The sequence below is a fragment of the Pseudomonas sp. W2Oct36 genome (assembly GCF_041060465.1).
GTDB lineage: Bacteria > Pseudomonadota > Gammaproteobacteria > Pseudomonadales > Pseudomonadaceae > Aquipseudomonas > Aquipseudomonas graminis_B.
The window spans coordinates 282,061-301,930 of sequence record NZ_JAUERW010000001.1; the positions used below are offsets into that span (position 1 = coordinate 282,061).

General features: G+C 60.1%; 22 protein-coding genes. 13 read left to right on the top strand and 9 right to left on the bottom strand.

Annotated features, from left to right (window positions below):
- Positions 1-88 precede the first annotated feature (88 nt).
- A complete protein-coding gene (locus tag QWI18_RS01260; protein ID WP_369317971.1) occupies positions 89-2,335 on the top strand; it encodes a putative bifunctional diguanylate cyclase/phosphodiesterase in 2,247 nt (748 codons plus the stop codon).
- A gap of 9 nt (positions 2,336-2,344) precedes the next feature.
- Here QWI18_RS01260 and QWI18_RS01265 read toward each other — a convergent pair whose 3' ends face one another.
- Positions 2,345-3,247 carry a LysR family transcriptional regulator gene (locus QWI18_RS01265; protein ID WP_369317972.1) on the bottom strand — a complete coding sequence of 301 codons (903 nt, stop codon included), beginning with the start codon at positions 3,245-3,247 and terminating at the stop codon, positions 2,345-2,347.
- 139 nt (positions 3,248-3,386) lie between these two features.
- Here QWI18_RS01265 and QWI18_RS01270 point away from each other — a divergent pair, with 139 nt between their 5' ends.
- Both QWI18_RS01270 and QWI18_RS01275 read left to right on the top strand, forming a co-directional pair.
- Positions 3,387-3,590 (top strand): 4-oxalocrotonate tautomerase family protein, encoded by a 204-nt coding sequence (locus tag QWI18_RS01270; protein WP_296309917.1) that lies wholly within the window; start codon positions 3,387-3,389, stop codon positions 3,588-3,590.
- An 82-nt stretch (positions 3,591-3,672) separates the two neighbouring features.
- Positions 3,673-4,026 carry a putative quinol monooxygenase gene (locus QWI18_RS01275; RefSeq protein WP_296309919.1) on the top strand — a complete coding sequence of 118 codons (354 nt, stop codon included), beginning with the start codon at positions 3,673-3,675 and terminating at the stop codon, positions 4,024-4,026.
- Between the two features lie 110 nt (positions 4,027-4,136).
- Here the strand turns inward: QWI18_RS01275 and QWI18_RS01280 are convergent, their stop codons facing one another.
- The 4 genes from QWI18_RS01280 to QWI18_RS01295 all read right to left on the bottom strand — a co-directional run bounded on the left by QWI18_RS01280 (position 4,137) and on the right by QWI18_RS01295 (position 7,538).
- The gene (locus QWI18_RS01280; protein ID WP_369317973.1) at positions 4,137-4,742 is read right to left on the bottom strand and encodes a carboxymuconolactone decarboxylase family protein; all 606 of its coding nucleotides are present in this window, start codon (positions 4,740-4,742) and stop codon (positions 4,137-4,139) included.
- A gap of 80 nt (positions 4,743-4,822) precedes the next feature.
- Positions 4,823-5,530 (bottom strand): glutaredoxin 2, encoded by a 708-nt coding sequence (gene grxB / locus QWI18_RS01285; protein ID WP_369317974.1) that lies wholly within the window; start codon positions 5,528-5,530, stop codon positions 4,823-4,825.
- Between the two features lie 213 nt (positions 5,531-5,743).
- Positions 5,744-6,538, bottom strand: coding sequence for an SDR family NAD(P)-dependent oxidoreductase (locus QWI18_RS01290; RefSeq protein WP_369317975.1), 795 nt, complete (start codon positions 6,536-6,538; stop codon positions 5,744-5,746).
- 100 nt (positions 6,539-6,638) lie between these two features.
- A complete protein-coding gene (locus QWI18_RS01295) occupies positions 6,639-7,538 on the bottom strand; it encodes a LysR family transcriptional regulator (RefSeq protein WP_296309925.1) in 900 nt (299 codons plus the stop codon).
- 116 nt (positions 7,539-7,654) lie between these two features.
- On the opposite strand from QWI18_RS01295, the gene QWI18_RS01300 reads away from it, so the two are divergent.
- From QWI18_RS01300 to QWI18_RS01330, 7 genes are all read left to right on the top strand, one after another.
- Complete coding sequence (locus QWI18_RS01300; RefSeq protein WP_369317976.1) at positions 7,655-8,284, top strand: NADPH-dependent F420 reductase; 630 nt, start codon at positions 7,655-7,657, stop codon at positions 8,282-8,284.
- A gap of 27 nt (positions 8,285-8,311) precedes the next feature.
- Positions 8,312-9,160, top strand: coding sequence for a class III extradiol ring-cleavage dioxygenase (locus QWI18_RS01305; protein WP_369317977.1), 849 nt, complete (start codon positions 8,312-8,314; stop codon positions 9,158-9,160).
- Positions 9,161-9,164: 4 nt separating this feature from the next.
- Positions 9,165-9,836 (top strand): alpha/beta hydrolase, encoded by a 672-nt coding sequence (locus QWI18_RS01310; protein ID WP_296309933.1) that lies wholly within the window; start codon positions 9,165-9,167, stop codon positions 9,834-9,836.
- Between the two features lie 31 nt (positions 9,837-9,867).
- Positions 9,868-10,266: a DoxX family protein gene (locus tag QWI18_RS01315; protein WP_369317978.1), complete on the top strand. Its 399-nt coding sequence runs from the start codon at positions 9,868-9,870 to the stop codon at positions 10,264-10,266.
- A 76-nt stretch (positions 10,267-10,342) separates the two neighbouring features.
- Entirely contained in the window at positions 10,343-11,452 is a 1,110-nt protein-coding gene (locus QWI18_RS01320) for an S-(hydroxymethyl)glutathione dehydrogenase/class III alcohol dehydrogenase (protein ID WP_369317979.1), read from the top strand.
- Positions 11,453-11,519: 67 nt separating this feature from the next.
- Positions 11,520-12,101 (top strand): S-(hydroxymethyl)glutathione synthase, encoded by a 582-nt coding sequence (gene gfa, locus QWI18_RS01325; RefSeq protein ID WP_369317980.1) that lies wholly within the window; start codon positions 11,520-11,522, stop codon positions 12,099-12,101.
- A 145-nt stretch (positions 12,102-12,246) separates the two neighbouring features.
- Entirely contained in the window at positions 12,247-13,386 is a 1,140-nt protein-coding gene (locus QWI18_RS01330) for a glutathione-independent formaldehyde dehydrogenase (protein ID WP_192174678.1), read from the top strand.
- A 146-nt stretch (positions 13,387-13,532) separates the two neighbouring features.
- On the opposite strand, the gene QWI18_RS01335 is transcribed toward QWI18_RS01330, so the two are convergent.
- The 3 genes from QWI18_RS01335 to QWI18_RS01345 all read right to left on the bottom strand — a co-directional run bounded on the left by QWI18_RS01335 (position 13,533) and on the right by QWI18_RS01345 (position 15,457).
- Positions 13,533-14,141, bottom strand: coding sequence for a dTMP kinase (locus tag QWI18_RS01335; protein WP_369317981.1), 609 nt, complete (start codon positions 14,139-14,141; stop codon positions 13,533-13,535).
- 3 nt (positions 14,142-14,144) lie between these two features.
- Positions 14,145-14,690, bottom strand: a complete 546-nt coding sequence (locus QWI18_RS01340) for a glutathione peroxidase (RefSeq protein WP_192131551.1) — start codon at positions 14,688-14,690, stop codon at positions 14,145-14,147.
- 185 nt (positions 14,691-14,875) lie between these two features.
- Positions 14,876-15,457: a CGNR zinc finger domain-containing protein gene (locus tag QWI18_RS01345; RefSeq protein ID WP_369317982.1), complete on the bottom strand. Its 582-nt coding sequence runs from the start codon at positions 15,455-15,457 to the stop codon at positions 14,876-14,878.
- 72 nt (positions 15,458-15,529) lie between these two features.
- Between QWI18_RS01345 and QWI18_RS01350 the strand changes: the two genes are divergently transcribed.
- From QWI18_RS01350 to QWI18_RS01360, 3 genes are all read left to right on the top strand, one after another.
- Positions 15,530-16,717: an MFS transporter gene (locus QWI18_RS01350; protein ID WP_369317983.1), complete on the top strand. Its 1,188-nt coding sequence runs from the start codon at positions 15,530-15,532 to the stop codon at positions 16,715-16,717.
- 97 nt (positions 16,718-16,814) lie between these two features.
- The gene (locus QWI18_RS01355; protein ID WP_369317984.1) at positions 16,815-18,398 is read left to right on the top strand and encodes a putative bifunctional diguanylate cyclase/phosphodiesterase; all 1,584 of its coding nucleotides are present in this window, start codon (positions 16,815-16,817) and stop codon (positions 18,396-18,398) included.
- 231 nt (positions 18,399-18,629) lie between these two features.
- The gene (locus tag QWI18_RS01360; protein WP_141695236.1) at positions 18,630-18,791 is read left to right on the top strand and encodes a hypothetical protein; all 162 of its coding nucleotides are present in this window, start codon (positions 18,630-18,632) and stop codon (positions 18,789-18,791) included.
- 126 nt (positions 18,792-18,917) lie between these two features.
- Here the strand turns inward: QWI18_RS01360 and QWI18_RS01365 are convergent, their stop codons facing one another.
- Positions 18,918-19,847 carry an AraC family transcriptional regulator gene (locus QWI18_RS01365; protein ID WP_192131543.1) on the bottom strand — a complete coding sequence of 310 codons (930 nt, stop codon included), beginning with the start codon at positions 19,845-19,847 and terminating at the stop codon, positions 18,918-18,920.
- Between the last annotated feature and the right edge of the window lie 23 nt (positions 19,848-19,870).

The window sequence follows — 19,870 nt, forward strand, 5'->3', positions numbered from 1 at the left end:
CGCGCTACTGCGCGGCTGCTAATGGTTCCCGATCTCTACGCGTGTCGAATGTCCACCTGGTACATCGTCCCTCTTTCAGGTAATGCATATGGCCGGCAAGGCTCATCTCGGTTTGAAGAATCATGAAGTGTTGGGTCATTTCCTGGACGCGGCTTCCCACCTGACCGGGGCGACCGGCGCCATCCTGATCGTGCGAGACCAAGAGCAGTGGCGCACCGTGGCGACCTACGGCACGGCACCGGAGGTGCGCGCAGACGAAATCACCGGTGGCTGGCTGAAGATGGTGTTGTCCTACGGCGACGTTGTCGACGTTGGCGAGGCCATGCCCGCTGATGCCGCGCTGCCTGCCGGGCTGGATCGCGTGGTCAACGAGTCGCTGGTCTGCGTGGCCATTCGCGATGGCAACGCCGCCCTGACCGGCGCGGTCTTGATGACGATCCCCCTTCCCCACAAACGTCTCAGCGCCGCGCACATCTATGGCGTGCAGACCCATGCGGCCGATCTCTACGACTCCCTCAAGTTGACCCCGACACAGGCGGCTGGCGGATCAGCGGTCATCGAGCGCCTGCGCTTGCTGGAGTCTGTGGTGGTCAACGCGAAGGACGCCATCCTGATTACCGAAGCCGAACCCATCGATCTGCCCGGCCCGCGCATCGTGTATTGCAATCCGGCGTTCCTCACCACCACCGGGTTCAGCCTGGAAGAAGTCATGGGGAAGACGCCCCGGATTCTGCAGTGCGCCGAGACTGACCGCGCCACGCTTCAGCAGATCAGGGACGCGCTGCAGCGCTGGGATCCCGTCGAGGTCGAGCTGATCAACACCCGTCGTGACGGCACCAAGTTCTGGGTGCAGCTCAGTATCGTACCGGTCGCCAACGAGAAAGGCTGGTTCACCCATTGGGTTTCCGTGCAGCGCGACATCACAGAACGTAAAGACGCAGAGCAGAACTTTCGCCAGGCCCAGCTTGATCGTGAGGAGCGCGTGGCGCTCGAGTCACGGCTGATCGAGCGGGAGCGCATTCAGGACGAACTGTCCTACGCAGCGTTCCACGACGAGTTGACGAGGCTCAAGAACCGCGGCTATTTCATGGCCCGCATCCATTCGGCCTTGAGCAAGGGGAGCGCCGATCAACCCGGCGCGGCCACGGTGGTGTACCTGGATCTGGACCGATTCAAATACGTCAACGACGGCATGGGCCATCATGCGGGCGACATCTTGCTCAAGAGCGTTGCAGAACGCCTGAGCGAGTGCATTGATCCCTCGGCGGTGATCGCCCGCATCGGTGGCGACGAGTTCGCGATCCTGCTGACCGACGAAGGCCATCAGGAACAGGCCATCGAGACGGCCAAGCGCGTGACCCATGCCCTGAGCCTGCCGACCGCCATCGACGGGCAACAGCTGTTTATCTCCTGCAGCATCGGCATTGCGACGCTGGACGTTCAGCACACCACCGCCGAAGACTTGATCCGTGACGCGGACGTGGCCATGTACGCCGCCAAGAAGAAAGGCCGTGGCAGCTGGGCCGTCTTCGACCTCTCGATGCGCCAGGCCTCGATTGACCTGCTGGTGATGCAGAATGCGCTCAAGCACGCGATAACCCGGGACGAGTTCTATCTGGTCTACCAGCCGATCTTCTCCATTACCACTGAAACGATAGTGGGCGTTGAAGCATTGGTCAGGTGGCGCCACCCGACCCTGGGGATTGTCGCCCCTGATGTGTTCATCAGCGTCGCCGAAGACATTGGCGTCATTTGCAATCTGGGTCAGTGGGTCATGCGCAACGCCTGTCGCGAGGTCAAGAAGTGGGCTGCCGCGACCGGTTCGGGCGGCATCAAGCTGAACGTCAACGTGTCAGGGGTCGAGCTCAACCGCAAAGACTTCGCCCTTCAGGTCGCCGAGATCATCGCAGAGACCGGGTTCGATGCCCGTGCCTTGCAGATCGAGATCACCGAGTCAGTGTTCCTGCATGAACCGGAGATGGTCGCCAAAACCCTCGAAGACCTTCGCGCCCAGGGCATCCGGATTGCGCTGGACGATTTCGGCACCGGCTACAGCTCCCTGGGCTACATCGACCGCTACCCCATCGACGCCATCAAGATCGATCGGTCATTCGTCACGCGCATGATGAAACATGAGCGCAGCGTCGCCATCGTCAAAAGTATCCTGTCTCTGGGCGAGGCGCTGGACCTGGCGATTGTTGCCGAGGGCGTCGAAACCCTCGGCCAACTCGACCAGCTCAGGGAGCTGGACTGCCCTTATGCTCAGGGTTTTCTGCTCAGCCCACCGGTGCTTCCCGAGGAAGTTCTGGCATTGCTGGTTGCGAGCAGGCGATGACCAGGCGCCTTACTCCCAGTGCTCGCACAATCGCACCAACTCATCCACCACGTACCTGACTTTGGGGCGCAGGTGTGAAACCCTGGGCCATACAGCATGGACTTCAACCGGCTCGGGCGTGTAGTCCACCAGTACTTCAACCAGCCTGCCTGCTTCAATGTCCTCTCTGAACAGGCAGCGCGGCATCTGGCACAGGCCGATCCCGGCCACAGTCGCAAGAATCATCGCCTCGCCGTCGCCGATCTGATGGGCTGAGGGGGGCGCGTAGCGAACGGTTTCCTGCCCTTGCCGAACGCGCCATGACAGGGGCTGACCCCGCCGATGCCCGACAATGCACTGATGGCGGGTCAAATCTTCCAGTGTGTCAGGCACGCCGAACCGCTCCAGATAGCTCGGCGCTGCGCAGATAGCCCAGTGCTGCCGCGCCAGCCGGCGGGCCACCAGCCCGCCGGTGTCCTTGAGCTCCCCAAAGCGAACCAGCAGATCAATGCCCTCCTCTATCGGATCCACGAGGTGGTCGGAAAACGTCATGTTCAACTGCAGCGCGGGAAACTTGTCCGCGATCTCGAACAGCAGCGGCGCGACAACACGCCGCCCGAACGCTACGGGCATGTCTACCCGCAATCGGCCGGACGGCTCGCGGGTTCCCGGGCCAAACCCGCTTTCCGCAGCGCCGATTTCTTCAAGGGCACTGGAGCAGGCGGTGAAGTAAGCATCCCCGTCCGCAGTCAGGGAGATACGCCGGGTGGACCGGTGAAACAGCTGCACGCCCAGCCGCTCTTCAAGGCGAGCAATAGATTTGCCCACGGCGGACTTCGAAATCCCGAGTCGCCCGGCCGCTTCGGTAAAGCTGTTCGAGCGCGCAGCCACGACAAAAGTGATGACACCCTGGAACGAGTCAATGGGAACCATAAGGACCTTGAGGAGTAGACATTAGGTCTACCCACTTTAGAGTTTTAGCCGGTTTATCGCCAGACGCTTCTACCCTACATTGCCGTACGTCCCGGGCTGAGCCCTTCTGCCCTTATTTTGATCCCACGAGGAATACGTCATGCCCGTCGTACGCGTTAGCTGGTTCGAAGGTAAAGAGCACGCCCAGAAAGCCACCGTTGCTGCCGAGATCACTGAAAGCATCGTCAAAAACACCGGTACGCCAGCGGAGTATATCTACGTCATTTTCGAAGACATCGCGCCTTCGGACTGGGCGGGGTCCGGCAAGTTGTTTGGAGAAGCCCCCGAAAAACCACAAGCCTGATCACCGCGTCGAAGGCATCGGCCTGGCCAGCGGTGCATCCTCACCCCGGCGTCCCACGGCGCCAACCCTGAAAGAGATTTCCATGCATCCGCACATTTCCTGCCTGTTCACACTTGCCATCAAACCGGGCGATTTTCCGGCGTTCAAAGCGCTGGTCGCTCAGATCGTTGCCGCCACAAAGCAGGAGCCGGGCACACTGGTGTACGAGTACAGCGTCAATGAAGATCAAAGCGTTGCGCATATCCTCGAGCGCTACGCTGTTGAATCCGTGGTCAGCCATGTGGACACCACCTTCGCGCCGTTCGGCGAACGCTTTCTCGAACTGTGCACCATCACCCGCCTGGTGGTGTATGGCACACCGGATGCCGAAATCCGTAAACGTCTGGACCCGTTTGGTGCCCTCTACATGGCGCCGTTCGACGGCTTCAGCCGCTAATTGCCACAACCCCACGCAGGCCCCACTGCAACGGTGGGGCTGCGCTTGTTAACCGCGGGCTGCACGGAAAGCGTTACGTCATCCATTGCTCCATGACGCGTCGTTAAAGCTCAGCCCTTGATCCAGTTCCCGTCCGTCTGTGCATCAATCTCAACATTGAAGGTCTGGAGATAGCCGGACAACATCCGGTAGTAGCCGACCACGATGATCGCGTCACTCAATTCCTGAAGCGAGAAGTACGCCAAAGCGTGTTTGAAGACCACACCCGGCACCTTGCCTCTATTGATAAGGGTCTGACCGAAGGTGAGCAGAACACGCTCATCTTCCTTGAACGCCTGGGGATCACCCAGTCGGCCTTCTGCAATCGCGACGAATTGATCCTTTCGCACACCCGCAGCCTGGGCGATCGAAACGTGCTGCTCCCATTCGTAGGCAACGTTTTCATGGGCCGCCAACAGCAACACCATCAACTCCTTGTGATAGTCGGAAAGGGTCAGGTCCCTGAATATCGCCTGGGTCAGATCAATCACCGGAATAAAGGCGCCCGGGCTATAACCCAGCATGCGGAAAAAGTTAACTTTCGTTGGCAGCTTTTCAAACTTTTCACGCACCGGTTCTGGCAGCGTTGAAAAGTCGGGGTAATCGATGTCGACGGTCGAGCGGATCAGGTAATCGGGATCGGTTGAGTTAGCCATTGGGCGCTGCCTTGAAGTCATAGGGATGTTCAATGGGGTACCGGGCATGGCGTCAAACCGCCGTGTTTTGGAATACCCCCGTTCACGCGCGGGGACCTGCCCTAAATCGCTATCGCGTCATGAAGGTCGACGCCGGCACGTTGCGCCATCCGTATCCGGTAGGCATCAACGGCGGGCGGGTACTCGATCCCCCGCACGATCGACAGACTGCGCAGGGTTGCGAACAAGTGGATGTCATCCTCCGACAGCTCACCGTTCACTGCCTCGGGCGACTTGATCAGCGGGCCAAGCGCCAATAGATGACGGTTCAGCGTGGTGACATAGTCCGGGGTGGCCGCCATGTGCTCCTCGAAATTGCCGAGCATGCGCTCTTTGTTGCGTGTGAAATAGGCGCGCGCAGCCGGCGTAGAGAACTCTTTGAAATCTGACGCTGCCCACCGTGGAAGCGCCAGCGAGAAAAGCGGACCGCACGCCTCGCTGATCCACTGCGCCACTGACGGGTTGTCTGGGCCGGTGATCATTTTCGCGCCCGGCAGGCCGTCGATATGCGCGACGATGTCCATGCTCTCGGCAATGCAGCGCTCGCCATCATTGAGGATGGGCGTCATTTTCTTGCCAATCATGCTGACGGGAGTGGCTTCGTCATCATTCAGGAGGATGACGAGGTCAAAGGCGATGCCTTTCAAGCCGAAAATCGTGCGCGCCTTCACGCAGAACGGGCAATGATCGTAGACGAAGAGTTTCATGAAGATTGAGTCCGACAAATGGAGCGCCGCGAGCACAGTGGCGCGATTGACGTGGCCGCTCATTTTACGGCCTGGGTGGGGAAGTTGAAGGGGGGCAGCGCGCTACTCTGAGTAGATCCACACGCTACTGTCCAGAGCCGCTCTCGCCGGAAAGGCTGGCCTGGCATGGCGCCCACTCAGTCGGACTCAGGAGCGGAATCACCGCTGGCTGTCGACCATCGACAGCCAACGATGTGAGTCAGTCCTTGCAACCTCTGTCGATATCGCCCGCGCAGCTCAAAGGATGTCGTCGACCACACCGCCGTCGACCCGCAGCGCTGCACCCGTGGTGGCGGAGGCCTGGGGCGAGCACACGTAGACGATCATGTTGGCGACTTCTTCGACGGTGGCTGCACGCTGAATGATCGAGCTGGGACGATGCTCGGCCACAAATGCCCGGGTCACTTCCTCCAGGGATTTGCCCGTGCGCTCCACTTCACTTTGCATCATGGCAGCCACGCCATCGGACAAGGTCGGCCCCGGCAGAACGCTGTTGACGGTCACGCCGCTGCCCGCGACGCGCTTCGCCAGGCCCCTGGCCAATGCCAGCTGGGCCGTCTTCGACACGCCGTAGTGAATCATGTCGGCCGGGATGTTGCGCGCAGACTCAGACGCCACGAACACCACCCTGCCCCATTTCCCGGCCACCATTGCCGGGAGCAGTGCGCGGCTCAGGCGTACCCCTGACATGACGTTGGTCTGCCAGTAGCTGTCCCAGACCTCATCTTCCGTTTCGAAGAAATCCTGGGGGCCATAGATCCCAGCGTTGTTGACCAGCACGTCGATACGACCGGCACCCTGCAGCAGGGTTTCAACACCACTGGCATCGCTCAGATCTGCGGCCACACCGGTAATGGTGGCACCCGGCACAGCGCTCTCCAGTCGGGCGATTGCTTCCCTGACCGAGCCTTCACTCCGGCCATTGATGACCACCTCGGCACCCGCCTCGGCCAGACCTTTGGCGATCGCGAAGCCAATGCCACCGGTCGAAGCGGTGACCAGTGCGCGTTTGCTGTTCAACTGAATGTTCATTTCCACTCCGTCACATTGGGTTGGGGGGTAGGACTGAACTCACCCTATTGGAGCTGCCACGGCTTGCATAGACGCAATCATGTTTTTCGTCCACGGCCGATCACTGCTCCCAAACCGGATGGGCAAATCGCTCCATCAGGAATTTGACCAGTGCCCTCACCTTCGCAGGCAGATGTTTACGGGTGGGGTAAACCACGTAGATGCCCAGTTCGATCGAGCGGTAATCGGGAAGAATTTCGACCAGATCACCGCGGCGCAGATCCTGCGCCACCATGAAGCTGGGCTGCAGGGAAATGCCGCCGCCCGCCAGGGTAATGGCCCGGCAGGTATCGCCGTTATTGCACCGAACCACCGCCCGGGTGTTCACGCTCTCGTGGCCTTGCGGCCCTTCGAAATGCCATTCATTGCCGCTGGCAAAGTTGCTGTAGGCGACCACCCCATGCTGCTCGACATCCGCCAGCTCGCGGAGGGGCGGATGGCTGGCGAGATACGCAGGCGATGCGCAAAGGCACATGCGTGTGCTGGCAAGGCGTCGCCCCACCAGCGAGGAGTTCTCCATGCGGGCAATGCGTATGGCGGCATCAATTCCCTCATCAACCAAGTCCACCAGTCGGTCGCTCAGACTGATCTCCAACTCGACCTTGGGGTGGGCGTTCATGAAGTCAGCCCAGACCGGGGCCAGATGCAGCACGCCGAAGCTGACGGGTGCGTTGACGCGAAGGACTCCGCTGGCCTCTGGCGAAGCAGACGATACGGCTTTCTCGGCCTCGTCCATCATCGCCAGCACCTCCCGGGCCTGATGGTAAAACTGACGCCCCTCGTCGGTTAATGCCAGCCGGCGCGTGGTGCGATGCAACAGCCGCGCACCCAACCGCTCTTCCAGTCCACTCACGTACCGCGAAATCGCCGCTTTCGACATGTTTAGCGGCTCGGCCGCGCCCACAAAACTGCCTTTATCGACAACGGCGCAGAAGACCTGCATTTCCAAGGCACGATCCATGATTGTCTCATCTGGTGGAACTATTCATCACATTTAGCCGGGTTTATCTCAGTATGGCAATCCATAAGACTGAGCTCATCGAAACGCAATTCAACTCAACGCCAGAAGAGGTCGTGATGAAAATTACTGTAATGGGTACCGGCAACATGGGCTCCGCCTTTGCGAAACAGCTTTCAGCCGCAGGCCACACCGTTCGCATTACCGGTCGCAAAATCGACAAGGCTCAGGCGCTGGCTGACCAGTACGCAAATGTCAGCGCCTATGTGGTATCCGAAGCCTTGGGTGACAGCGACGTGGTCGTCATCGCCACCGCTTATGACGATGCGGTTGAAGCGCTGCAAAGCCTCGGCGATCTGACTGGCAAAGTGGTCATCGATATCACGAACCCGCTGAGTGCCGACTACATGTCGTTGACCCTTGGGCACGTCACCAGTGCTTCGGAGGAAATCGCCAAGGCTGTGCCGCATGCCCTGATCGTCAAAGCGTTCAACACCCTGTTTGCTCAGGTACTGGCCGACGGCCCGACGTTCGCCAACGACCAGACAGGCAGTGTGTTTGTCGCCAGTGACAGCGAGCGCGCCAAGCAGACCGCTGTGGCACTGTCTCGCAGCCTGGGCTGGAACACCGTGGATGCGGGAGGGCTGGTCAACGCGCGTTATCTGGAGCCGCTGGCAGGTTTCAACATCTACCTCGGTTACGGCGCAGGTCTGGGCACGACCGTCGCCCCGGTCTGGCTGAGCAAGTAACCCCCGGGCCGCCCAACAGGAGTCGTCATGAACACTTCATTCCCCCTGCTCTTCGTGTCACATGGCGCTCCGTCTTTCGCCATCGAGCCCGGTCTGGCAGGTGAAAAACTGGCCGCACTGGGTCGCCAATTGCCGCAGCCTGACGCCATCGTGATCCTGTCTCCGCACTGGATCACCCGCGACCACGTCAGCGTGACCGCAAGCATGTACCCAAAGACCATTCACGACTTTGGCGGCTTCCCTGACGCGCTGTATGAGCTCTCCTACCCGGCACCGGGCGCGCCGGAATTGGCAAGCCATATCGTGGAGCTGCTGCAGACCGCGGGCTGGGACTCGCGGCTGGACCCGGTCCGTGGTCTTGATCACGGAGCATGGGTACCGCTGCGTTATCTGGCACCCGATGCAGGCATACCGGTGGTTCAGGTCTCCATGCCGGCAATCCTCGATACGCGCAGCGCGTGGGAACTGGGCCTAGCACTCAAGCCGCTGCGCGAGATGAATGTGCTGATCGTGGCCTCGGGAAGCCTGACCCATAACCTGTATGAATTTCGTGGTTCGACAAGCCACGGCGCCGACTACGTCAAACAGTTTGCAGCCTGGACCGCCGAGACCTTGCACTCCGCAAACATTGATCAGTTGCTGGACTACAAGCGCTACGCGCCCTCGGCCGAGCGAGCGCACCCGACCGATGAGCATTTCTTGCCGCTGTTTATTGCGCTCGGCGCAGCGGGTGAAAATTACCAGACACAGGTGCTGGAAGGAGGCATCACCCACGGGGTACTGGCGATGGACAGCTACCTGTTCACTTCACCCGCTGTTCCCTTCGCCCATGAAGCGCCGTTCACCTCCGTTCAACCCGTAAAAGGCGTGGCTTGACATGATGCAGACCCTCAATTTTTCAGATCCGGCACGCGAGCCTGAGTCGGGTATTTTCTTCCGCAAAGCCTGCACCCACTCAACCCCGAAAGGGCGTTTGTTGCTGCTGCATGGAGTGGGCTCGAACGAAGCCAATCTGGCCAGTCTGGCGACTTCGCTTCCGGATGACATCGAAATCCTGTTGTTACGCGGACCTTTGCAGGTAGGCCACCAGGGATTTGCGTGGTACCAGGTCAACTTCACCAGCAACGGTCCGTCGTTCAACCAGCAACAGGCCGAAGCGAGCCGAGAGCTGTTGATCCAGTTCATCGAGGCGCTGCCACCGCTGCCCACCGTGATTGCCGGTTTCAGTCAGGGTGGAATCATGAGTGCCAGCGTTGGGGTTACCCAGCCGGAACGGGTTGCAGGGTTCGCGCTGCTGAGCGGGCGGATGCTGCGGGAAATCGAACCGCTGATCGCCGGGCAGGAGCGGCTGAAGAACGTCTCGGCCTTCATCGCCCACGGGCATCACGACACCGTCCTGCCCATTGACTGGGCACACGAGGCTGATGCATGGCTGAGCCGAATCGGCGTCGAGCACCAGACCCACTTCTACGACATGGCCCATGAGATCGTCCCGCAGGAGCTGGCGGATTTTTCTCGATGGCTGACAACGACACTTTCACTTTCCAACTGAAACCTACTCATTGCAACAAGGCGAACTCACCATGATTGATTCACGCACCGCCCCCTACGCAGCGCTGATTATGCGCGTGGCGTTAGGACTCATGTTCATCGCCCACGGGCTCACCAAAGTGCTGGTATTCACTCCGGCGGGTACGGCTGGCTTCTTCGAATCCATCGGTTTTCCAGGCGTTCTCGCCTATCCCGTAATGGCTTTCGAAGTGATCGGCGGTGTGATGCTGGTTCTGGGCGTTTATACCCGCTGGATCGCTGCACTCGCCGTGGTCCAGCTGTTTGTCGCAGCGACTGTGCATTTCGGCAACGGCTGGAGCTTTACCAACGCAAACGGCGGCTGGGAATACCCGATCTACCTGTCGGTGACGGCCCTCGTTGTTGCGCTGCTGGGAGAGGGCGCGCTTTCTGCCAAACCGTCCAAAGCATAGAGGACGGTCACTAGAGGGGCCGAATGCGGGCCCGTTCTTACCGCGGGTCCATCCATCATCATCTGGAGAAATTTCTGTGAAATCTCGTGCAGCCGTTGCATTCGAAGCGGGCAAACCGCTTCAGGTTGTTGAAATCGATGTCGCGCCACCTCGCAAGGGTGAAGTGCTGATCAAGATTACCGACACCGGCGTTTGCCACACCGACGCGTTCACCCTGTCCGGCGATGACCCGGAAGGTCTGTTCCCCGTGGTCCTGGGCCACGAAGGCGCAGGCATCGTGGTTGAAGTCGGCGAAGGCGTCACCAGCCTCCAGCCGGGCGACCACGTCATCCCCCTGTACACCGCCGAATGTGGCGAGTGCCTGTTCTGCAAGTCCGGCAAAACCAACCTGTGTACCGCCGTGCGCGCGACCCAGGGTAAAGGCGTGATGCCAGACGGCACCTCGCGCTTCTTTTATAACGGTCAGCCGCTGTATCACTACATGGGTTGCTCGACGTTCAGCGAATACACGGTGGTTGCCGAAGTCTCGGTCGCCAAGATCCACCCGGACGCCAACCCTGAACACGTCTGCCTGCTGGGTTGTGGCGTAACCACCGGCATTGGCGCGGTGCACAACACCGCCAAAGTCCAGCCCGGTGACACCGTTGCCATCTTCGGTCTGGGCGGCATCGGGCTGGCAGCCATTCAGGGTGCGCGTCAGGCAAAAGCCAGTCGTATCATCGCCATTGACACCAACCCATCGAAATTCGAATTGGCCCGCTCGTTCGGCGCCACCGATTGCGTGAACCCAAAGGATCACGAGCAGCCTATCCAGCACGTGATCATCGAGATGACCGGCTGGGGCGTGGATCACTCCTTCGAGTGCATCGGTAACGTTCATGTGATGCGCGCAGCCCTTGAGTGCGCCCACCGCGGTTGGGGCCAGTCGATTGTCATCGGCGTTGCCGGTGCCGGTCAGGAAATCTCCACCCGTCCCTTCCAGCTGGTCACCGGTCGTACCTGGAAAGGCTCGGCATTCGGCGGCGTAAAAGGCCGTAGCCAGCTGCCGAAGATGGTTGAAGACTCGATGAAAGGCGAAATCGAACTCGCCCCGTTCGTGACCCACACCCTGCCGCTGGAACGCATCAACGAAGCGTTCGACCTGATGCACGAAGGCAAGTCGATTCGCACGGTTATCAAATACTGACAAGGCGCCCGGGGCTCCAGCCCGGGAAGCTTTTCCTAGCACCCTTTGGCAACTTTGGAGATACACAGTGAGCAACGTAAAACTGCACCCTTCGCTGGATAACGGTATCCAGCCAGCCGCCGCCGACTTTACTGGCGGGACCCTGCAGTGCTTGTGCGCGACCGGTAAGGTAGAGGTCAAGATTGACGCTCAAACCCTGCACAACCACGCCTGTGGCTGCAGCAAGTGCTGGAAACCCTCAGGCGCCAGGTTTGCCGTCATCGCTGTCGTTCCACGCGATGCGGTGACCGTCACCGCCAACGCGGAAAAACTGGGGATCGTCGATGGAAGCGCGACCATTCAGCGTCACGCCTGCAAGGCATGCGGCGCGCACCTGTATGGCCGTATCGAAAACACAGGCCATGCGTTCCACGGTCTGGACTTCGTGCACACCGAGCTGTCGCCTCAGACCGGTTGGGCTGCTCCCGGCTTCGCTGCCTTCGTCTCATCAGTCATCGAAACGGGCACTCCGCCAACCGAGATGGAAGGCATCCGGGCGCGCTTGAACGAAATCGGCCTGCCGCCCTACGACTGCCTGTCTCCAGCCTTGATGGATGCCTTGGCCACCCACGCCGCCCGGCAGAACGGCGTACTCCAGACGACCCGTTAAAGGCCACAAGCCTCGTTCCAGAGCCTTTTGCCAGCATTTACCGTTCGTCACTCCCGGCCAATCTCTTTGAACGACAGGCCGGCACGGTCGTACTAAATCTGGCGCATATATGTCCGTATCTGCACCTCATTCTTCTGGAGAACCCATGAAAGCCATTATTTACAACGGTCCTTACGACGTCAGCGTTCAGAACGTTCCCGATGCCAAAATCGAAAAAGCGACCGATGTCCTGGTCCGCATTACCACGACCAATATCTGCGGTTCCGACCTGCACATGTACGAAGGCCGCACCAGCTTCGAGACGGGCCGGATTCTGGGTCACGAGAACCTGGGTGAAGTCATCGAAGTGGGCGCCGCGGTCGATCGCGTGAAAGTGGGCGATATGGTCTGCCTGCCGTTCAACATCGGCTGTGGTTTCTGCGAAAACTGCGAGCGTGGTCTCACCGGCTACTGCCTGACCGTTAACCCCGGCAGTGCTGGCGGCGCGTATGGTTTTGCCGAGATGGGGCCTTACGAGGGCGGCCAGGCCGAACTGCTGCGCGTGCCGTATGGCGACTTCAACTGCCTGGTGCTGCCTGAAGATGCCAAGGAGAAAGAAGACGATTACGTCATGCTGTCGGACATCCTGCCTACCGGCTGGCACGCGACCGAATTGTCCGGCCTGTTGCCAGGTGAAAGCATCGCCATTTACGGCGCAGGCCCGGTCGGCCTGATGGCGGCCCATGCCGCGATGATCAAAGGTGCCTCACAAGTCTTTGTGGTCGACAACCACCCAGACCGTCTGGCCCTGGCAGCCAAACTGGGCGCCACGCCGATCAACACGGCACAGACCCAGGCGGTTGAGCAGATCATGAACCTGACCAACGGCAAAGGCACGGACCGTGGCTGCGAATGCGTGGGTTATCAGTGCTGCGACAAGCACGGCCATGAAGCCAATCACGAAACCATGAACAACCTGGTGGCCTCCACCAAGCCCACCGGCGGTATCGGTGTCGTGGGTGTCTTCGTGCCGCAGGACCCGAACGCTGCGAGCGATCTGGCGAAGGAAGGCAAAATGGCCTTCGACTTCGGCTCCTTCTGGTTCAAGGGTCAGCAGATCCGTACCGGCCAGGCCAACGTCAAGGCGTACAACCGTCGCCTCGCCGAGCTGATTCACCACGACCGTGCCAAGCCGTCGCAGATCATCTCCCATAGCCTGAAGCTGTCCGAAGGTCCGGACGCCTACAAGCACTTTGATCAGCGCGACGACGGCTGGACCAAAGTGGTGCTCAAGCCTTCGGCATAACGCTGCCGGGTAATAGGTCGACGTCACGCGTTGACAGGCGATCGGGACCGGAGGGGATTTTCTCCTTCGGTCCCGAACTGCGTTTACAGGCCCGGAACGTGCCGTATGTGAGGCATTTAGCCCGGTTCCTTCCACGGCAAAGCAAATCACAGCACCTCACGTATCTCGGCGACCACCTGCATCGTCGCGTCTTCGATCCGCCCTTCGTTTCGACACAAAACCCAGCCGTTATCAGAGACCGCCCGCTCAAACGCCTCAGTGCAAGCCGCGTGCTCCTCCAGCCTGTGAATCACCGTGCTGCTCAACCCACGCCGTCGTGCGGCTGCCCTCGCCCATGAAACCTCGGCCGCCGTCACGACCCCGACGTGCAAATCCGGCACCTGCACCACCTGGTCGATGTTCAACTGCAGGATGTCCGCAAACGGCACGGTCCGGCGAAACGCGGCATCGGACGGGTACCAGCGGTCGATCAGGATGATGCTGTCAGGTGGCTGCCTGGTCAGCACGTGCCGTGAAATCCAGCCACGGCTGGCGGCCAGACGCTTGCACACCTCCCACTCCAGATCCCGGTCCGGCCCTCTGACCAGTTGGTTAACCAGGGCCATGGTTTCACGCCGGTGAGGGTCACTTTTGCTTTCGCTCAGCCGGATCACTTTGTGCTTATCAGCCCTCAGTGATTGGGTGATGGCTTCCAGCAGAGTGGTTTTACCGACACCCTTTGGCCCATCCAGCGAAACGAACAGCGGACGATTCATGCTTCAAACAGCAAGGGCTTCGTCAATGGCCGCGGTCAGCCGTGGATCATCTGCGGTCACATCCGGCGCAAAGCGGCCAATCACCTTGCCGTCTCGCCCGATCAGGAATTTCTCGAAATTCCACAGCACGTCGGTGCCCGCGCCGCTTTCGATGCCGTAGCCCTTGAGGCGTTCACGGAACGGTCCGTCGCCGGTGGCTGCGGGCTGGGCGGCGGTCAGTTCGCGGTAGAGCGGATGGGTGTCGTCGCCGGCGACGGAGATCTTCGAGAACAGCGGGAAGTGCACGTCATAAGTGGTGGAGCAAAAGGACTGAATGTCGCTGTCACTGCCAGGCTCCTGCTCCTTGAAGTTGTTGGCCGGAAAGCCCAACACTTCAAGTCCGGCGTCCTTCTTGCCCTGGTAAAGGCTTTCCAGCCCTTCGTATTGCGGCGTCAGCCCGCATTTGGAGGCCACGTTCACCACCAGCAGCACTTTGCCCTTGTACTGGCCCAGATTGGCTGGCGTGCCATCGATTTGCTTGAGGGGAATGTCGTACAGAGAATCGGTCATGGATGGCTCCTGTTTGTTGGTTTGACGTGTCTGGGGCCAACCCTCATCGGTCGGCCTTCAGGGACACCTTAAAGCATGCGGCCGATGATTCGGTCATGTTTTGCGAGGCGTTGGTCGATCGTCTGCCCACTCTGAAAGAGCCAGGTCCTGCAGTTCAAGCGTTCTCATCCAGGCCAGGCTGGCCGCTAGCCTCTGTCCGCTACCGGGCTCTTTTTCGCTGCAGCGCGCGCTCTGAAGGCGCTGACCTTGGCAATCGTCCCGCACGCCCTGCCCTCCGCGCCGCCCTTGGTCATCCCACACCAGCGTTTACTGACGTTGCGAGTGTTGTCATAGAAAGCCCAACGGCAATCGCCACAGGTCTTGAGTCGAGACCATGTCCCTGATGAAAGGGCATTGGCGACCGCCGCCAATAGGTGGGCGCTGCAGCTGTCGTCGGCCGGCATCACCACTATCCGGGGCACGCCCTTCACCGACTTGACCTGCACTGACAGAGCAACGCGCGAGAACCAGGCGTTAAGCAAATGCCCCCCGTCATCCAGACCCTCGCAGGACTTGCGCAGGTCCGAGCGCAACGTCAGCAGTCTGTCCAGCGTATCGCTGGCGGCCGGGGGACGAAGCGAAAGCTCGTCGCGCCATCGCCCGGCGTTATGGCATAGCTGCGGCAGCTCGTCCGTCTCCACACGCGTCTGGTTGGGAATCGACCAGGTATTGATAAAGCGCCGAACGCATTCGAGATCGCCCGGTGCTGCTTGATTCTGAGTCTGCATGCCCGCTCCTGTTGCAAAGACCGTCGATGTAAGTAACCATCAAACTATCATTGATGGTTACGAGTCCTCAATATGATCAAGGAAGACCCAGCCGAACAACCGTCCTGGCCCCCGGATATCCGCAGATTGCTGTGGATGCAGGGGCTGATGAACGCCTCCCATTTTATGACGATACCGCTGTTGGCGCTGTACATGTCAGCCAACCTCCAGTTCGGCGCAGCTGCACTGGCGTCGGTGATGTCCGCCAATCTGCTTTGCGCACAAGTGCTGCCACTTGCCGCGGGCGCGATCGCTGATCGGTTCGGCTCGCACTGGGTCATTACCCTGGGCCTGCTGCTGAGGGGCTTGGGATTTCTCGGGTTCAGCGCGTTCGATGGAGTGAGCGCATGGATTGGCTGTGCGGTGATCGCAGGTTCCGGTGTCGCCTGCTACGAGGGTGGCGTTTATGGGGTGTTCGGCCGGCAACCCAGAGAATGCCACTCGGGCCTCTTCGCTTCCAACAACCAGATGTTGAACGCCGGAGCGGCGGTGGGGCCCATTATCGGTGGGCTTGCCGGCCTGGCTGACATCCGCGTGGCCTTCGGCATCAGCGCAGTAGTGTTCATCAGTCTCAGCGCCGTTGCCTGCCGGTCAACGTATGGATCATCAGTGAGGTTGAGCAGGCAGCCCGTCCTTAAAAGCCTGAAAACTGCGACTACAGACGGCGGGCTGTGGCGATTGATCGTTGTTTCATTGCCATGGTTTTTCCTGTTCCCGCAGCTCTACGTCGCATTCCCGATGTACGCGGAGCAATTAGCCGGCCCCCATGCAGCTTCCGCCATTTACGTCGTAAACGGGGTCGTCGGTCTGGCGTTCATCCTTTTGGCGAAGCGCTGGCTGACGAAAGTGAATCCGGCATCACTGACAACCTGGGCGTATCTGGGAGCGGCAGTCACGTTCGCCAGTGTCGCCATGCTGCGCGGCATCGAATGGTTTCTGCTGTTTATCGTGGCCTACACCGTTGTCGAGACCATCCTGTTGCCCACGCTTGAAAGCATGACCGCATCGCTGGCACCGGATGGCAGCCAGGGAACGTTCTTTGGCCTGATGAGTGCGATAGGGGCACTCAGCGGCACCGGGGGTTATTACGTGGGAAGCTGGCTCATATTGAACCGAAGCCCAGTCGAGACCTGGTTAGCGCTCGCAAGCGTAGGGCTCGCAGGCGTTCTCGCCTCCTTGCTGCTACTGCACAGATCGGGGCCCAGAGCGTCTGTCGGCTGATCAGCTATTCAGGAACTCTGCGATCAACGGTATGAACCTATGTGAGAAGATGGCAGTCTGACATCACGATTATCCTTCCGGCCCAGTGAGGCCTGACATGAATGACCTGCACCGCCGCAACCCCTGTCGCCTGCCAGTACTGCTGCTGATCACGCTGTCCACACTGGTCGGACTTTCCATTGTGTGGGAATTCGAGCTCGAAGCCTGGGTGATGCATTGGCTCGCCCTGCCCTATGACGCTGACTTTGAGGATGCCGAAAGATGGCGATTCGTCCTGACCGTCACAGGGTTTTCTCTGATTTCACTGATCATCCCGACCATTCTGCTCAGACGCCTGATCGCCAATACCCGGTCCAGCTACCTCAGGCTGAAACAGGCACAGGCCCAGACTGAAACCCTGGCCACTTATGACTCGCTGAGCGGGCTGATCAACCGTCGCATCTTCATGGACATGGTGCGAAATCAGCTCGGTTTGAAACGGCCCGCGGCGGTCATGCTCATCGATCTGGACCACTTCAAGGCGGTCAACGATCAGCATGGTCACGCCGCCGGCGACATTGTGCTGGTGGAAATCGCGCGCAGGCTCGAAGCCATCGCTGACGATAACGGCGGCGTGGCGGTGCGATTGGGCGGCGATGAGTTCTGCCTGCTGTTTCTCACGTTCAAACACCAGTCCGAGCTGTGCCAGATCGCCGAGGCGGCTGTGTCCCGGCTCGGCGCGCCATTGTCCGGCGCCGTCGAACCTTCGGCGTTGGGCGCCACCATTGGCATTGCACGGTCGTGGACAGACGCGCAGGACGCTTCGGCATTGCTGCACTGTGCCGACACCGCAATGTATCGGGGCAAGGAAGACGGGCGTTCAACCTATAACTTTTATGACAGCCAATATGAAAAGCAGCGCCGGGCCCAGGCCGATCTGGAACTGGCACTGAGACGGGCGGTGGAAGCAGACGAAATCGTGCCGTACTTTCAACCGATCGTCGCGCTCCCTTCTCAAGAGGTAGTGGGCTTTGAAGTTCTCGCGCGCTGGCTCAAGCCCGACGGCAGCACCGCCGTACCTTCCGACTTCATTCCGGTGCTTGACCGCCTGGGGTTGATCCCGGCCATGACGCACTCGTTGATCAAGCAAGCCTGTCGCGCGGCCAATCGTTGGGATGACCGCTTGCGCTTATCAATGAACGTCAGCGCCGGCATGGTGACCGACGCGCTGTTTCCCGATCAGTTGCTGGAGCAGCTTAGGCAAGAGCAGTTTGCGTTTCATCGCTTCGAAGTCGAAATCACCGAGGAGGCCCTGGTCGGCAACCTGGACGTTGCGCGGCAGAACCTGAGCAAATTGCACGACCACGGCGTTACCGTAGCGCTCGATGACTTCGGCATTGGTTATTCAAGCCTGTATCACCTGACCCGCCTGTCCATCGACAAGATCAAAATAGACCGGTCGTTCTTTGAGCCCGGGCAGACCGATCACCTGCCCATGGTCGAAGCGATTCTGGGCATGGCGCGCAGCCTCAAAATGCAAGTCACGGCTGAAGGCGTGGAGGAGTTTCACCTGCCTCACCTGCCGTCGTGGCTGGCCGACAGCGGATGCAATTACGCCCAAGGCTATCTGTATGGCCGTCCGAAGCCGGCTTCCAGCCTGTTCTGCTACAGCCATTCTTCGTTTGCGCAGCAGGCGTGTTGACGGTTCGCGGGCATTTGCGCTGACAATCTTCTCCGGCGCGCGGTTACCGGGTCATGGTGGGTCGGCCACCGCTGATCAGCTATTTCGCGTCAGGTATTTCAGCTCAGTGATCGCGGTTTGAAATGCACTGAACGCTGAAGCCGGCACTGACTCCAAACCTTGCCCCGACACTCACGGCTAACGTGTTGCGTCGGCGGGCATTCGAATCATCTGCCAGATCAAGGAATTCCCATGACCGATCCACGTAACGTCGCCCACGACAAAAAAGTCCAGCAAGAGAAGAAGAACCACGGCGAAGAAGTCGCGCCGGATGCCGTGCACGCGCCGCAGCCAGGCATGAAGCCGGCGCTCAAGCACGACGATGATGCGACCGAGCACGACGAACAGGCGTGAGTCAGGCACTGGCCTGAGTGTGAGATCACCGGGGGGCGGCGCTGACTGACCGTCAGCTGCCGCCCTATCGGCGCCCAGCCATCGTTTGGACGTGGCATGGGTTCATCTCAACACGGTAAAGATCGCCTACGACGCCTTGAACGTGTTCAAGCTGAATAAAGCCGCCGCCGTGGCTCTTCGGTAATCCGATGGCGTCTGCTTCATCTCGTAGCGAAAATGTCGATTGAAATTCGACAGGTTAATGTAACCCACCTCAAAACAGACATCGGCAATGGACATCTGTGTCTGCAGCAACAGCCGACAGGCTTTCTGAATGCGCAGCTTGCGCATCAGGTCGATGAACCCGTGGCCTGTGGCGCGCTTGAAGAACCGTGAAAACCCCGGCTCGCTCATGTGCAGCCGCTCGGCGATCACTGACAGCCTGATATCCCCCGTGAGCTCCCGCTGCAGGTAGTCGAACGCCCGGTGTACACGCTCGGCGCTTTTGGCATCCAGTGTCGGCGCATAACACGCACTCGCCAACGTACGGGCTTCTCTGTCAGACGCTCCGCTCAGCGTATTGAGCAGCTCAAGAAACAGCAGCAAGCGCTGTAACCCGCTCGCCGAGCCTATGCGCTCGAGCAGGTCGGCGGCCCGCAGGGCGGTCTCGCCGGTAAATTCCAGCCCGCGACGGGCGCGGTCGAACAATCCCTGCAATTCACCCAGCTCAGGCATCGACTCGCGCAGTGCCAGCAACGTCGCGCCGTCAAACTGAAGCACGACGTCCCGGCCTTGCAGGTATTCCCCCGGTGCCAGATCGCCCATCCAGTCATGGGGCAGATCGGGACCGATCAGCGCGACATGGCCAGGACCGAACGCGCCAATGTAATCGCCCGCCACCAGTCTGCCGCTGCCTTTGCGGATCAGATGAATCTCGTACTCGGGATGGTGATTCCAGCGCGCGAGCGCATAGGGATAGTCGTGCTCGTACCAGCGAAAACTCTGCTGGGGCGCCGGCAGGATGATTTCCAGCTCGGCAGGCAACTGCTCGAATAAGGCGGTTCGGCTCGCAGGCATGGTCTGCCCCTTTTTTTTCGTTG

What these genes read in the sequence shown, in the direction of transcription:
- QWI18_RS01260 (WP_369317971.1), top strand. Translation starts at nt 89, where the DNA reads ATGGCCGGCAAGGCTCATCTCGGTTTGAAGAATCATGAAGTGTTGGGT.
- QWI18_RS01265 (WP_369317972.1), bottom strand. Translation starts at nt 3,247, where the DNA reads ATGGTTCCCATTGACTCGTTCCAGGGTGTCATCACTTTTGTCGTGGCT.
- QWI18_RS01270 (WP_296309917.1), top strand. Translation starts at nt 3,387, where the DNA reads ATGCCCGTCGTACGCGTTAGCTGGTTCGAAGGTAAAGAGCACGCCCAG.
- QWI18_RS01275 (WP_296309919.1), top strand. Translation starts at nt 3,673, where the DNA reads ATGCATCCGCACATTTCCTGCCTGTTCACACTTGCCATCAAACCGGGC.
- QWI18_RS01280 (WP_369317973.1), bottom strand. Translation starts at nt 4,742, where the DNA reads ATGACTTCAAGGCAGCGCCCAATGGCTAACTCAACCGATCCCGATTAC.
- grxB (WP_369317974.1), bottom strand. Translation starts at nt 5,530, where the DNA reads ATGAGCGGCCACGTCAATCGCGCCACTGTGCTCGCGGCGCTCCATTTG.
- QWI18_RS01290 (WP_369317975.1), bottom strand. Translation starts at nt 6,538, where the DNA reads ATGAACATTCAGTTGAACAGCAAACGCGCACTGGTCACCGCTTCGACC.
- QWI18_RS01295 (WP_296309925.1), bottom strand. Translation starts at nt 7,538, where the DNA reads ATGGATCGTGCCTTGGAAATGCAGGTCTTCTGCGCCGTTGTCGATAAA.
- QWI18_RS01300 (WP_369317976.1), top strand. Translation starts at nt 7,655, where the DNA reads ATGAAAATTACTGTAATGGGTACCGGCAACATGGGCTCCGCCTTTGCG.
- QWI18_RS01305 (WP_369317977.1), top strand. Translation starts at nt 8,312, where the DNA reads ATGAACACTTCATTCCCCCTGCTCTTCGTGTCACATGGCGCTCCGTCT.
- QWI18_RS01310 (WP_296309933.1), top strand. Translation starts at nt 9,165, where the DNA reads ATGCAGACCCTCAATTTTTCAGATCCGGCACGCGAGCCTGAGTCGGGT.
- QWI18_RS01315 (WP_369317978.1), top strand. Translation starts at nt 9,868, where the DNA reads ATGATTGATTCACGCACCGCCCCCTACGCAGCGCTGATTATGCGCGTG.
- QWI18_RS01330 (WP_192174678.1), top strand. Translation starts at nt 12,247, where the DNA reads ATGAAAGCCATTATTTACAACGGTCCTTACGACGTCAGCGTTCAGAAC.
- QWI18_RS01335 (WP_369317981.1), bottom strand. Translation starts at nt 14,141, where the DNA reads ATGAATCGTCCGCTGTTCGTTTCGCTGGATGGGCCAAAGGGTGTCGGT.
- QWI18_RS01340 (WP_192131551.1), bottom strand. Translation starts at nt 14,690, where the DNA reads ATGACCGATTCTCTGTACGACATTCCCCTCAAGCAAATCGATGGCACG.
- QWI18_RS01345 (WP_369317982.1), bottom strand. Translation starts at nt 15,457, where the DNA reads ATGCAGACTCAGAATCAAGCAGCACCGGGCGATCTCGAATGCGTTCGG.
- QWI18_RS01350 (WP_369317983.1), top strand. Translation starts at nt 15,530, where the DNA reads ATGATCAAGGAAGACCCAGCCGAACAACCGTCCTGGCCCCCGGATATC.
- QWI18_RS01355 (WP_369317984.1), top strand. Translation starts at nt 16,815, where the DNA reads ATGAATGACCTGCACCGCCGCAACCCCTGTCGCCTGCCAGTACTGCTG.
- QWI18_RS01360 (WP_141695236.1), top strand. Translation starts at nt 18,630, where the DNA reads ATGACCGATCCACGTAACGTCGCCCACGACAAAAAAGTCCAGCAAGAG.
- QWI18_RS01365 (WP_192131543.1), bottom strand. Translation starts at nt 19,847, where the DNA reads ATGCCTGCGAGCCGAACCGCCTTATTCGAGCAGTTGCCTGCCGAGCTG.